Genomic DNA, 12,575 nt, shown 5'->3' with positions numbered 1-12,575 from the left:
CGGCTCGGCTACCTCAGCCCGGACGAATACCGCACCCAAACAACCGCCATCGCCTAGGGTTCAATTATCGTGTCCAACTTTCGGGGACCACTCCAGTACGCCGTATGCGGCGGTTGCTGCAGCGGCCTCGGACGAGGCGCGTCGATGAGCCCGTCGCTGAGGGTTGTACGGCTCGTATCCGCCTTCGATCGCCACGACCGCGTCATACACGGCGATGGAGATGTAGCCGAAATACAGGTTGGATGACGGGGCAGGAGTCGCGTTCTCCGTGAAGATGGTGCGGGCGGCGATCGCGTCCCACTGAGCGATGACCGCTGCGTCAGCCACCGCCGGAGGTTTCGCCTCGGCCGGTGTGTCGAAAGTAACGGGGGTCAGGACGCCGACGGTCGCGACGGTCGCGAGAACCAGAACCCGCAAAGACTTGAGAAACATGGTGAACCTCCAACGGTTTGTGGAGGGCTTGCACGTGAAGAGGGTGCGCTCGATTTGTGAACGGGTGCAGGCTTTTGACGAACAAGCTCTGCTGCACCCGAGTATGGCCCGGGCAGCGCAGCGCCGCAAGGAGTCCGCTGGGAAAATTCCGGGCAGGGATGCAGTGGATTCAATCGTGACGAACGAGCGGTTCGACGTCTCACCCGTCCAGTTCCGAAAGCCACCCCAACGCGCTGAGACTCGGCACGAAGCAGTATTCGCCGCCGCGTTTGAGGACGAACGCTGGCAGCTCCGTCAGGCGGCGAATCGGTCGCTGCGGAATGATGAATTGGGTGCTGCCGTCGTCAGAGCCAACCAACGATCGATCTCGTCCGGGGTCCCGAAAGACAGTCCTCTTTGATCCACTGGGTCTTGACGAACTCGAACGCCGGTCGAGGCGTGCCATCGGTCGGGCTTCGCCGAGTGGGCCTTTGAGGCCACGCGGGTCGTCCGTCTCGTAGACGACGGTCCAGCGGGTCGGGGCTTCACCGTTTCGGGCGAGAAGCGCGCCTGCGGCACATGACTGAATGATCAATTAGTGACGCACTCGTATCCCCTCAAGGGCTGCTGGTTGCACTGTCCTCTGCATCCACTTCGATGGGCTGTCGAGCGGCTCGAAGCCGAACTTCGCATAGAGACCATGAGCGTCCCCCGTCGAAAGGAGCATGCGCTTCAAACTCAGCGGCTCGAATACCTCGATGATTCCCTCCATAAGGGCGACTCCGATGCCCTGTCCCCGCACGTCAGGCATTACGAAAAGATCACAAAGCCAGGCGAACGTGACACCGTCTGTGACGACGCGCGCGTAGGCAACTTGCCTGCCCGTGCTCGTCTCGTACACCCCGAAGTTTCGCGATCCGTCGATCGCTTGGTCCTGAGTGGCGCGGGACCTTCCTTTTGCCCAGTAGCTCTCCTCGCTTAGCCAGAGATGTACCTGCGTCCGATCGATTTCGGCGTCGTCAGAGGAAAAGTGGTAGGTCGACTTCACCCCACCGATTCAATCACAACGCTTTGGCTATTCCGCTTGCACACGGATTGACGGACTTCAGGACCTCAACGGGACGCGTCAAACAAGCGGGAACGAACGACGATTGGCGCCAACCTACTGGGATCAGACCCGTTGTGCCATGCTGACCTCATGTCGCGCCGTCGCCTCTCACCCTGGTACTGCGTCATGCTTGGTCTCACCGCGGCGCCGTGCGTCATCTTCGTGCCCAAGCTGTTCCTCGACTGGACGCCGAAATCGCCAACACTTGCCGCGACGTTGGCTCCACTCGCGGCGGCCGTCTACACATTTCTCAGAGGACGGTCAGACCCTTCTCCGGGCAAGAGCCCACCGCGCTCACAGCGCGGAGGTATGCGCTACAGTCCTTCCGCGGGCCGCGACATTCCGGGGCATCCCGCATGAAGGCCGTGGCATACGGCCGATATGGCTCACCAGATGTGTTGTCAGTCGAGGACGTGCCGATTCCGGCGCCCGGGCCGAAGCAGATCCTCGTGGCTGTGGCGGCCACCTCCGTAAATCGCTCCGATTGGGAAGCCTTGACGGGCAGTCCCGCCTACGCTCGGCTCGGTGGACTGTATTCACCTTCTCGACGAGTTATCGGCTCGGATATCGCGGGGCGTGTTGCCGCCATTGGGTCAGGGGTAACTCGCTTCCGGCTGGGCGACGAGGTTTACGGCGACAACCTGAACCTGATGGGCGGCTTCGCCGAGTATGCCGTTGCCGCGGAGGCCTCTTTCGTGCACAAACCGCCCGAGCTCACCTTCGTTCAAGCGTCGGCTCTGCCTCAGGCCGCTGCTATCGCACGTCAAGGGACCGCCAAAGTAGCCTCCGGTGCGCGAGTGCTTGTGAACGGAGGCGGCGGCGGTGCGGGCTCATTCGCGATCCAGCTGGCCAAGCTGGCTGGGGCGCACGTGACAGGAGTCGATAACGCAGCCAAACTCAGCTTCATGCTGGCTGTCGGAGCCGACGCGGTGGTGGACTACCGGACTCAAGACTTCACCCGGCTCGGGCGGTTCGATCTGATCCTGGACCTGGTCGCGCACCGCTCAATGTTCGCCTACTTTCGAGCCTTAGCCCCCCGAGGGCGCTACTTGTGCGTCGGGGGAACCGCGCGGGCACTCCTGCGCGTTGCCACCGTCGGTGCAGGGCTCGGTTTAGTCACTGGGCGACGTCTCGGGCTACTGATCGCAGGGCAGGGGCCGGCACACTTCAAGCCGGTTGCGGACCGATGCATCTCTGGCGAGGTCCAAATCCACGTTGACCGCACGTACCCGTTGGATGAGACGCCACGAGCGCTCGCCTACCTCGGCGAAGGGCGCGCGCGCGGCAAGGTAGTCATCACGCCATAGGCGCGGTCGCCAAGGGCAGGGCGAGCAGGTGCATCAGGGTCGATTTGCCGCGAGCAAAGGAGCGCTCAGGGTTGTGGCCGGGGCGTTCACTCGTGCTGTTCCTTGGTGTCGTTGTGGGTGGTGACGGTGATGGTGATCTTTCCCCTGGCGTGCTCCTCAACGAAGTAGCGGATCGCCTCAGTCGTCTCAGCGAGCGGATAGCTGCGGTCGACTGTCGGCGTGATGGCGCCGGCCTCGATGTGTTCGCGAAGCACCTCGAGGTCGGCGCCGCTCGCGACAGCGGCGAGGGGTCGAAGGTTCTGGGTCACGAACATGCTCAGCAGCATCGCTGCCACCATGCGTCGGATCGGACCGAGCACGCGTCCCCCGTTGCCCGACGCCAGCACAAGTGTTCCGCGACGAGTGAGGCCTCGCCTGCACTGGGCCAGCGATCGGTTGCCGACGAGGTCAAAGATCACGTCGTAGCGAGCCTCGCCCGTCGTGAAGTTCTCACCCGTGTAGTCGATGACGTGGTCTGCGCCCAACGACCGCACGAACTCGAGATTTGCGGTGCTGCAGACGCCAGTCACCTCGGCCCCGCGGGCCTTGGCCAGCTGCACGGCGAAAGAGCCGACTCCGCCGGACGCTCCATTGATGAGCACCTTGTCGCCCGGCTTGATCTTCGCGACATCCCGCACCCCCTGCAGCGCCGTTGTTGCGGCGATCGGCACGGCAGCCGCCTCGCCGAAGCTGATTTGCGAGGGTTTGTGAGCGAGGCGCTTCGCCTGGGCGACGGTGTATTCGGCAAAGCTGCCGGCATCCACCTCTGCATAAACCTCATCGCCCACGCTGAAACGGCGCACGTTGTCGCCCACAGCCTCGATCACGCCGGCCACATCTCTGCCCCGCGTCGAGACCTTGGGCCACCGCAGGCCGAACGCCAACCTCGAGACGAAGGGTTCACCCTGCATGAGCAGCCAATCGGCCGCGTTGATGGATGCTCCCTGAACCCGGATAAGGATTTCGTCCTTCGCCGCTACGGGCCGGGGAACAGTCTCATAGTCGAGAGTGTCAAGTCCGCCGTAGCGGTGTTGGGTTATCGCCTTCATTGTTCTCAGCGCGTGCTGAGTGCGTGAGCTCATGGTTTCTCTCCTTGCGTGATGGTCCCGCTGGCCTCGAGCATCCCGGCCGCGGGTGAGGTGACGGTGCCCGACGCCGGCCGGTCCAGTCCCCATGATGATGCGCATGGTCGTGGACTTGCCGCCGCCGTTCGGGCCAAGGAACCCAGTGACGGTCCCGGGCACGAGAGTGAAGCTGAGGGAGTGCACGGCGGTGGTGTCTCCGTAGCGCTCGGTGAGCTCGTGCGCCTCGATCATGACGGGACCGTTCTGGGGGATGGGGTGGAACGGAGTGCTCAACAACTAACACTGAGACAAGCGGGCGTGCCCGCCGGTGGCGCGAGTGAAGGACGGTCTGGCGGGGCGGGCAGTCACGCCTGCTGCGGCGTGCGGAGTGGCTCGCTGTCGAGGCTGGCTGCCGGGGTCGCCAGTGATGCGGTGTTGCGTGGCCAGGTCCAGGCGGAGCGCAGAATGAAGGCCAGGATCAGCACCTCGACTCCGATAGTGAGGGCGTAGTAAAAGGCGTAGTCCCAGGTCGCCCCTGCCGCGTTGAACACCATGACGGGGATGTACAGCGATGCAACGACGAGGTTCGTGGCGCGGTTCACACGGGCGGGCAGCGTCATGGAGAGCATGATCATCAGGGCGGGGATCGCGATGATCGCGAAGAAAATGGACATCAATGTCCCGCTGATGTCGAACTCGAAGATGACGCCACCGCGAATTAGGTCGATTTCACCGGGCTGGTAGAGGTGGTAGTAGTCGATGTAAATGACGAGGAACATGAGACTGGTCCAAGCGGCGGCGAGCTTGGCCTGCACGGGCATGCGCCGATTTTCCAGTGCGCTCTGGGACGGCGGATTCTTTCGTACGGTGTGGGATTGAGGCGTTCTCATCACAATGCTCCTTGGCTTGATTCGTCGATTCGGGACTTACGGCCGTAAGGGCCAATCCCAAGCGTAGCCTTACGGACGTAAGTGCGCAAGGATGGGAAGATGCCGCAACGCACACCACTGAGCAGGGAGCGGATCGTCGCCGCCGCTGTCGTCGTCGCCGACCGCGGGGGTGTCGGCTCCGTGAGCATGCGTAGTGTGGCGAAGGTGCTCGACGTTGAGGCGATGTCGCTCTACCATCACGTCCCAAGCAAGGAAGCACTCCTTGACGACCTCGCCGACTGGGTGTTCGCAAGGATCGAGCTGCCCGCGGTCGGCAATACCTGGCGGGAGGCGTTGACCGGCCGGGCACGGTCGGCACGATCGGTGCTCACCGCTCATCCGTGGGCGCTCGGGATGATGGCATCGCGCCCTAACCCCGGCCCTGCGCTGCTGCAGCACCACGACCGGCTTCTTGGTGTGCTGATGACTGAGGGCTTCAGCGCCGCGCTCGCAACTCACGCGTTCTCCGCGATCGACGCCTACGTGTACGGGTTCGCGCTGACCGAGACGAGCCTGCCGTTCGAACCGAGGGACGGCGCCGAGGAGGCATTCGCCGACAAGGTTGCGGCGTCGGCGGAGCTGTATCCGCACATTGCGCGCTCACGCGCCGAACTGTTCGGCGCTGGCGGTTACGCGTTCGCGGACGAGTTCGACTACGGGTTGGAGCTGCTGCTGGAAGGCTTGGAGCGTCGGGTCGCGGACGAGAGCCCCACGCTACGCGAGCGTTAGAGCATCGGTCTGACCTAGTCACTCGGAGTAGAGCGGCTCACTCTGGCAGTACGTCTCACCCCGGACACAGTCGTCCAAGCGACCCTCAGCGGGAATGTCGAGATCTGACACGGTTCTGGCTGGCCCCTACGAGGCAGCTCGGGTCGATCGCGCCAGAAATCAACCCGCTGAGTCGTGAAGGACGACCTGATAGAGATTGTGATCCTGCCACGTCCCGGCAATCTGCAGATAATGTGGAGCCATGCCGATCTGCTGGAAGCCGGCTTTGAAGAGCACCCGCTGGGAGCCGAAATTGTGCAGAAGAGTGCTCGCCTCGATGCGGTGCAATCCGAGTTCGTCGCGCGCCGTTTCGACGATCGCCTGGACAGCAGCTGATGCCAGCCCGCGGCCCGCGAACTTCCTGTCGACCCAATAACCAAGGCCGCCACTTTGAAAGGGCCCGCGCACGATCCCGGCCAAGTTGAATCGACCAATGACGGCATCGCCAACAAACAAGCCGTAGGGGTACCCTTCGCCAGCTTCGTTCGCAACAAGTCGGGCGGCGATATCGGCGGCTTGCCAAGCCCCGGTGTAGTACCCCTCAGGGCGCACGGGTTCCCAAGCGGAAAGATAGGCACGATTGCGCAGATACGCAGCCGCGAGAGCAGTCGCGTCGCTGGGGCGCAGCAGTCGCATGCTCACGTCTTCGTCAAGTTGGCGCGGTCTAGTCACGATCAAACGCTAGTCGTTCGCGAGCTGGTGAACATTGCATGAGCCCCGAGCCGGACCTTCAGCAACGCATAAGTGTGGCCAATCCCGACCGTCACCAAGTGTCCCCGAGACGCGTCATTTTTTGCGAACGCTCTGCGGGAATCCTTTTAGCGGGATCGGGCGTCGGACGCGATGGAAGCAGCTCCACAATCGGGGGGGGGGGGGGGGGAGAGGTGGTGATCAGCCGGGTCGGTGGTTGACGCGCCGCGGCGGGCGGTAGCGTAGCCACTAGGGGGGACGAAGTGGAGCAGCAGCAGCAGCAGCAGCAGGAGCAGCAGGACGTAGTAATGGCCGACGCCCGCCAGTGGCGCGCGGAATTGCGATCACTCACGACCGGGGTCAACCTGGTGGTGCTCGTCGTTGCCGTCGCGGTCGGCGTATGGGGTGTCTTCGACGGCATGACTGATGCGGGAGGCGATCGTTTCGCAGGAAGCCTGAGCACCGTCGTGCCGAGCGTCTATGCCGGGTGGTGCATGTTGGAGTTGGCGCTGCGCCGCAGAACGAGCACGGTGTCGGTGACAACGCGACTGGCGTCGGCCTGCCTAATCGCACCGGCGTTGGCAGCTGTTCCAATCGGGGTGGTTCAGGCCATCGCCGTGATCTTCCCCGGAATCCGAGAGGTCATTGAGGCTGCGGCGGAACACAACGGCGGATCCCACTACTACTGGGCCGAGGGTATTGGCGCCCAGCTGTTTCTCGTGCCGTTGGCAGGCTGGATGACCGGCTCGGCTGTCGCGCTGGGCGTTTGCCTGATCCTGACGCTGCCAATTCTCTCCCTGCGAGCACCCGACACGGTATCGAGCGGTTCACATATTGAAGCGGTAGCTGCCGAAAAACGAGAGCCGACAACGGCATTCGTCTTCTGCGGTCTCGGTGTGACGATGCTGGGGATCGTGCTCTGGCTGTTCGGTGACGGCGGAAGCGTTGCCGAGTTCCCCGAGGATCTCGGGCGCTTCATACAAACGCTCTCGTTCGGCTATTTCGACTGGCACGGCGCGATGTGGCTGATCGGCGTCGTACTCGTTGTCGCCGGTGTGCTCGCAATGGCGTGGGGATGTGTGCTCGTGATGGCTGGGCGGCGACGCAGGGGCTGACCCCGCCGGGCCCTCGTCGACCAGCCCCCTGCCCGCATTAGACACGGAGTGCGACGGGCACCCGTTCTTGTCGTCCCCGCAATAGCAGGGACCATGTCCCTGCTTCCTGAGTCGCCCGGACGCATGGCGCCAGAATCGCAGTTGAAACAAACGACCTCGCAAGAACCGCGCGTCCGAAAGCCGGACGTCTACGGATACCGGAGCGCACCCCGATTGTCGATACCCGAGAGCGGCCGCGCCGTTTCAATCGGAACAGATTCGACATGGCCTCAGTGTCCTGCATAGTAACGCTCACCGGACCTGCCAGGCGACCCGGAGCGGGCCCGGTGGATCGTGACAGTGGCTGACTCTCCAAGCGCTTGGCTTGCCCTTAGTTGGTGTCACGAGGACGGCTCGAACGGCATTTAGCGAATGCCACTGAGTGCAGTCAACCTTCGATGGTGCGTACGACGCGGGCGGGTGATCCGACGGCGATGGTACGGGCTGGCACATCTTTGGTGACGACGGATCCGGCGCCGATGACAGCATCGTCGCCAACAGTGACTCCGGGGAGAACGGTGACGTTGGCCCCGAGCCAGACGTTGCGACCGATGATAACGGGTGACGGGATGAGGTCGCTGCGTCGGGCGGGCGCGATGTCGTGTTGCAGGGTGGCGATGACGACGTTGTGGCCGATGAGGCAGTCGTCGCCGATTGCGATTCCTCCCTGGTCCTGGAAGCGGCATCCGGAGTTGATGAAGACGCGCTTGCCGATGGAGATGTTCTTGCCGAAGTCTGCTGTGAACGGGGGGAAAAGCGTCACCGAGTCGTCGATGGGCTTGCCTGTCAATTGCGCCAGGAGTTCCCGTACGCGTTCGGGCTCGTGGTAACCGGAGTTGAGTTCGCCTGCAACCCGCAGCGCTTCCTGGCTGGTATCGATCATGATGGCGTGTGCCGGCGAGCCGCCGGTGATGGTCTCTCCGGCGTTGAGCACGGCGAGGAGGTCTGTGAGCGTCATGCTCATTCCTTCGTTTGGGGATGGGCTACAGTGGCGCACTCAGGCACCATCAGTTGGGAAGTCTTGCCGCTGCGGTGACATCACTGCTCCAGCTGGCGAGAAGCTGGAGGCGTTCGGCCGACGGTGATCCGGGCTCTGCGGTGTAGACGAGAAGGCTAACGCCGTCTTCAGCTGTGACGGTGAGTTCCTCATAGAGCAGGGTGAGTTCGCCGACCACGGGATGGTGAAAACGCTTCCTGCCGGTGCCGTGGGTGCGGACGTCGTGTGCCGACCAGAGCCTGGCGAACGTGTCGCTCCTGGTGGTGAGCTCGCCGACGAGGTCTTGCAGTTGCCGGTCGTGGGGGTCGCGGCCCGCTTCGACACGCATGATGCCGACACACATGTGGGCGAACAGGTCCCAGTCGGGATAAAAGTCGCGGGATGCCGGGTCCAGGAACTGGAATCGCGCCAGGTTGGGCACTCTGCCGCTGGTGCCGATGACTGGTGAGTAGAACGCTGCCCCGAGCGCATTGGTCGCGACCAGGTTCTGGCGTCGGTCGCGCACGAAAGCTGGTCCGCCGGTGATTGCGTCAAGTGTTCGTTGGAGTCCCTGTCTGGCGGGTTGTTGAGCGGTCGCGCGTCGACGAGCACGGCCAGATGCGGGGATACCGTCGGCGGCGCGGGCGAGGTCGTGCAGGTGCATCCGCTCGGTCTCGTCAAGGCGCAGTGCTTGCGAGAGCGATTCGAGCACACCGGCTGATGCGCCCGCGATGTCGCCGCGCTCGAGCTTCGCATAGTACTCAACGCTGACATCAGCCAGCATCGCGACCTCGGCGCGACGCAGCCCAGGGACGCGCCGATTCGACCCGCCAGGCAGGCCGACGTCGGCGGGCGAAATCCGTGCGCGACGCGACATGAGAAATTCACGCACCTCAGTTCGGTTGGTCATGAAGGCCACACTAAAGCCCCTCGCCCGGGCGAGGGATGCACTGTCAGTACACCCTCCGGCAGGGACTCCCTCAATGTGCATGCCGCCGCTTGACTAGGTACGTGCTGATTCGACGATTTCTCCCCGCGGTGATGCTCACCGTCGTCCTCGCCCTCACCGGCTGCGCGTTGAGCGACGGCACGAAGCGTGTCGACGGCACGCCGTCACCAGCCTCGATCAGCGCACCGTCAGAACCCCCCACCTCGGCGACCGGAGCTCCCATGCCCAGTACACGTGGCACCCCCATCACTCTGACCGTAGGTGATCAGGTCATCACCGCCATCCTGCATGACAATCCGGCCGCCAATGCCCTCGCGCAGCAGCTGCCTCTGACGCTGACGTTTGAAGACTTCAACGCGGTCGAAAAAATCGCCGCTCTCGAATCGCCGCCGTCGATGGACGGTATGCCCAGCGGCGCCGATCCCGAAATCGGCGACATCGGGCTGTGGGCTCCCGGCGGAGACCTGGTCCTCTACTACGGCGACGTTGGTTACTGGAACGGTATCGCCCGTCTCGGCACCTTCGACGACGTTGCCGCGATCGCGTCGCTGTCCGGTCCGGTCACCATCACCGTCGACACTCTCTGAAACGAAAGGAAGTTCCGCCATGCACATTCTCCCCAGCACTCCGACTGTCAAGAACCCGCCCGAATGGTTCACCGGAGACGTTTGGCTCGATCAGGTCGTTTCGCCGCAGGACGATGGCCAACGACTGAACGGCGGCCTGGTCCGCTTCGCGCCTGGCGCCCGGACCGCTTGGCACTCGCATCCGCTCGGGCAGACTCTGCGCATCTTGGAGGGCACCGCGCTCGTCCAGGCACGCGGAGGTGACGTCGTTGAGGTTCACGCCGGCCAGACCGTGTACACCCCGCCGGGGGAAGAGCACTGGCACGGGTCCGCTCCCGACAGCTTCATGACGCACCTTGCGCTCTGGGAGACGCCCGAGGGCGAAGCCAGCGCGCAGTGGGGTGCCCATGTGACCGACACCGAGTACGGATCCCGCTGAGGTCTGTCTCAATCCGCCTCCGTCGCGAGGCACTACAAGGCAACAACTAGAGGAGAACGCTGATGAGAGCAACTGTGATGCACGAGGCGGGCGACGTTCGTGTCGAGGAAGTACCCGACCCCGTCCTGCAGAACCCGACCGACGCCATCGTTCGAGTGACCTACGCGTGCGTGTGCGGATCAGACCTTCACCCGTACCACGACCTCGAAGCGACCCCCGAGGGGCGTCGTATGGGCCACGAGGCGATTGGCGTCGTCGAGCAGGTCGGTTCAGCCGTCGCACGGCTGTCGGTTGGCGACACGGTGATCGTGCCGTTCGCCTGGTCGGACAACACCTGCGCCTTCTGTCGCGACGGGATCACCACATCCTGCGTGCACGGAGGGTTCTTCGACGGAGCACCCTCAGCCACGCAAGCCGAGAAACTGCTCGTCCCCCAGGCGGACGGCACCGCTGTCGTGATCCCGGAGGGCACCGACGAAGCACTCATGCCCTCCCTGCTGACCCTTTCCGACGTCTACCTCACAGGCCACCACGCCGCACACAAAGGCGGGGTTGAAGCGGGCAAGACTGTCGCCGTAATCGGTGACGGCGCGGTCGGGCTGTCGGCTGTGCTCGCGGCGAAGCAGCTTGGAGCAGAAATGATCATCCTCATGGGCCGCCACGAGTCCCGCACGAATCTCGGCCGCGAGTTCGGAGCCACCCACGTCGTCGCCGAGCGCGGCGAGGAGGGGATCGCGAAGGTCCTTGAGATCACCGGCGGAGAAGGTGTGCACGTGGTGCTCGAAGCTGTCGGACACATGCCGGCTTACGAGCAGGCGTATGGCATCGTCCGGCCCGGTGGTGTCATCTCGCGTGTCGGCGTCCCGCAGTACGAAGACGCGGCGGTTGGGTTCGCATCATTGTTCGGCAAGAACGCAACCCTCACCGGCGGGCCGGCCACAGTCCGCGCCTACCTGGAAGCCGCATTGCCACAGGTCCTCGACGGCACCATCGAACCCGGCAAAGTGTTCGACCGTGAACTCCCGCTCAGCGACATCGCCGAGGCTTACCGCCTGATGGACAACCGCGAGGCACTCAAGGTCCTCATCCGCCCTGAGCCGGACGGAGCACCGAATACCCGTGAGGGATCGCAGTGAGCGCTTCCGTAAGGTGCGTCCCGTTTCAGCGTGACCCTGCGGAGCATCCGCCCTCACTCACGACTACGGCAGGGTGACCGCACGCGCCGGAGCGACGGCGGCATTCAGGATCGTGCGGTCGGCAAGTGGCTGCTCGAGGTTGACGGTGAATGGCGTTGGCGGATTGGACGGGCACGTCCCGCCCGTGTTCGGCTGAACTCCAATGACGAGTTCCACGGTGGTCTCGGTCTCGCTGAGCTCGATGAGCTCGATCCGATCGATCGCCGGCTGGCCCGAGTTGCACCCCTGCTCAGTGACGAGCAAGGCGATCTGTTCGTCGTCACTCCGAGGCGGTGCACCGGGGTCGAGCGTCACTCCAGCCTCGGTGAGCGAACCGAGATCAATCGACGGCGTGCAGAGCGTTGACCGGTGAAGGCCCCACGGCGCCTCGAGCGGGATTGCTTGATTCTCGCCAGCGGCGACAGTGATCAGGGCGTACGAACGGATGTCCCCTGCGCCCATATCCACGGGCTTCTCGAGTTCGTGCATGATGGTCACATGTTCTGCGCTCTCGTGCGCGATCAGCCATTCGGAAAGCGGCTCTTCGATGCCAACCAAAGGGTCATTGAGCACGGACAGGACCTCGGCCGGTAGCTCGGTGGCCGGCCTCGGTGTACTCAGCGCCTGTGTTGACACCGGGGTGTCCTGGCACATAAGGATCTCATCGGGGTTGCTGCTCAATGCCGACTCCACCGGGCTGGGTTCCGCACCGGACGGCGGAACGGTCGCAGCACACGCCGCGAGCAGAAGGACGCTGAGAGCAGCCGGTAACGTGAGCGCAACGACGGCCAGCCGATGCCATACCCCTTGAGAAGAGGCTCCTCGCTTTGACTGCCGTCTCATGTCGTGATCCTACCCAGCGCCGCAGGCAGTCGGTAGGGCTCGTCCGACCCCCTTTGCCCAGGGGTCATGCCCCTTAAGGTGGTGTAGCCCGGTGGCCGGCCTCGTCGTTTAGAGCGTGAGTGCGGTCACCGTGTGATCCTTCGAGTCAACCTTCTAC

At 63.9% G+C, this 12,575-nt stretch carries 14 protein-coding genes; 6 read left to right on the top strand and 8 right to left on the bottom strand.

Going from position 1 to position 12,575, the window contains the following annotated elements:
• Positions 1-60: 60 nt before the first annotated feature.
• Positions 61-432, bottom strand: coding sequence for a hypothetical protein (locus IWX78_RS16180; RefSeq protein WP_196834670.1), 372 nt, complete (start codon positions 430-432; stop codon positions 61-63).
• A gap of 574 nt (positions 433-1,006) precedes the next feature.
• Positions 1,007-1,459, bottom strand: a complete 453-nt coding sequence (locus tag IWX78_RS16175) for a GNAT family N-acetyltransferase (RefSeq protein ID WP_196834669.1) — start codon at positions 1,457-1,459, stop codon at positions 1,007-1,009.
• A gap of 416 nt (positions 1,460-1,875) precedes the next feature.
• Between IWX78_RS16175 and IWX78_RS16170 the strand changes: the two genes are divergently transcribed.
• Positions 1,876-2,826: an NAD(P)-dependent alcohol dehydrogenase gene (locus IWX78_RS16170; RefSeq protein ID WP_196834668.1), complete on the top strand. Its 951-nt coding sequence runs from the start codon at positions 1,876-1,878 to the stop codon at positions 2,824-2,826.
• A gap of 86 nt (positions 2,827-2,912) precedes the next feature.
• Here the strand turns inward: IWX78_RS16170 and IWX78_RS16165 are convergent, their stop codons facing one another.
• Both IWX78_RS16165 and IWX78_RS16160 read right to left on the bottom strand, forming a co-directional pair.
• The gene (locus IWX78_RS16165) at positions 2,913-4,223 is read right to left on the bottom strand and encodes an NAD(P)-dependent alcohol dehydrogenase (protein WP_334684815.1); all 1,311 of its coding nucleotides are present in this window, start codon (positions 4,221-4,223) and stop codon (positions 2,913-2,915) included.
• Between the two features lie 71 nt (positions 4,224-4,294).
• Entirely contained in the window at positions 4,295-4,750 is a 456-nt protein-coding gene (locus IWX78_RS16160) for a DUF6326 family protein (RefSeq protein WP_196834667.1), read from the bottom strand.
• 168 nt (positions 4,751-4,918) lie between these two features.
• On the opposite strand from IWX78_RS16160, the gene IWX78_RS16155 reads away from it, so the two are divergent.
• Positions 4,919-5,587, top strand: coding sequence for a TetR/AcrR family transcriptional regulator C-terminal domain-containing protein (locus tag IWX78_RS16155; protein ID WP_196834666.1), 669 nt, complete (start codon positions 4,919-4,921; stop codon positions 5,585-5,587).
• A gap of 159 nt (positions 5,588-5,746) precedes the next feature.
• On the opposite strand, the gene IWX78_RS16150 is transcribed toward IWX78_RS16155, so the two are convergent.
• Complete coding sequence (locus IWX78_RS16150; protein ID WP_334684814.1) at positions 5,747-6,298, bottom strand: GNAT family N-acetyltransferase; 552 nt, start codon at positions 6,296-6,298, stop codon at positions 5,747-5,749.
• A 281-nt stretch (positions 6,299-6,579) separates the two neighbouring features.
• Between IWX78_RS16150 and IWX78_RS16145 the strand changes: the two genes are divergently transcribed.
• Positions 6,580-7,431, top strand: coding sequence for a hypothetical protein (locus IWX78_RS16145; protein WP_196834665.1), 852 nt, complete (start codon positions 6,580-6,582; stop codon positions 7,429-7,431).
• A gap of 427 nt (positions 7,432-7,858) precedes the next feature.
• Here the strand turns inward: IWX78_RS16145 and IWX78_RS16140 are convergent, their stop codons facing one another.
• Together IWX78_RS16140 and IWX78_RS16135 are read right to left on the bottom strand one after the other, a co-directional pair.
• Complete coding sequence (locus IWX78_RS16140; RefSeq protein ID WP_196834664.1) at positions 7,859-8,428, bottom strand: sugar O-acetyltransferase; 570 nt, start codon at positions 8,426-8,428, stop codon at positions 7,859-7,861.
• A 49-nt stretch (positions 8,429-8,477) separates the two neighbouring features.
• Entirely contained in the window at positions 8,478-9,356 is an 879-nt protein-coding gene (locus IWX78_RS16135) for a helix-turn-helix domain-containing protein (RefSeq protein ID WP_196834663.1), read from the bottom strand.
• Positions 9,357-9,457: 101 nt separating this feature from the next.
• Here IWX78_RS16135 and IWX78_RS16130 point away from each other — a divergent pair, with 101 nt between their 5' ends.
• The 3 genes from IWX78_RS16130 to IWX78_RS16120 all read left to right on the top strand — a co-directional run bounded on the left by IWX78_RS16130 (position 9,458) and on the right by IWX78_RS16120 (position 11,536).
• Positions 9,458-9,982 (top strand): cyclophilin-like fold protein, encoded by a 525-nt coding sequence (locus IWX78_RS16130; protein ID WP_196834662.1) that lies wholly within the window; start codon positions 9,458-9,460, stop codon positions 9,980-9,982.
• A gap of 19 nt (positions 9,983-10,001) precedes the next feature.
• Positions 10,002-10,400 carry a (R)-mandelonitrile lyase gene (locus IWX78_RS16125; RefSeq protein ID WP_196834661.1) on the top strand — a complete coding sequence of 133 codons (399 nt, stop codon included), beginning with the start codon at positions 10,002-10,004 and terminating at the stop codon, positions 10,398-10,400.
• A gap of 62 nt (positions 10,401-10,462) precedes the next feature.
• Positions 10,463-11,536 carry a zinc-binding dehydrogenase gene (locus IWX78_RS16120; protein ID WP_196834660.1) on the top strand — a complete coding sequence of 358 codons (1,074 nt, stop codon included), beginning with the start codon at positions 10,463-10,465 and terminating at the stop codon, positions 11,534-11,536.
• A gap of 63 nt (positions 11,537-11,599) precedes the next feature.
• Here the strand turns inward: IWX78_RS16120 and IWX78_RS16115 are convergent, their stop codons facing one another.
• Complete coding sequence (locus IWX78_RS16115) at positions 11,600-12,256, bottom strand: hypothetical protein (protein ID WP_196834659.1); 657 nt, start codon at positions 12,254-12,256, stop codon at positions 11,600-11,602.
• Positions 12,257-12,575: the final 319 nt, after the last annotated feature.

Origin of the sequence: Mycetocola sp. CAN_C7, from assembly GCF_015752285.1 — a bacterium.
In the GTDB taxonomy this organism is placed as follows: Bacteria; Actinomycetota; Actinomycetes; order Actinomycetales; family Microbacteriaceae; genus Mycetocola_A.
Note: the sequence above shows the minus strand (reverse complement) of the source record. Positions and strands in the feature narration are given on the sequence as shown.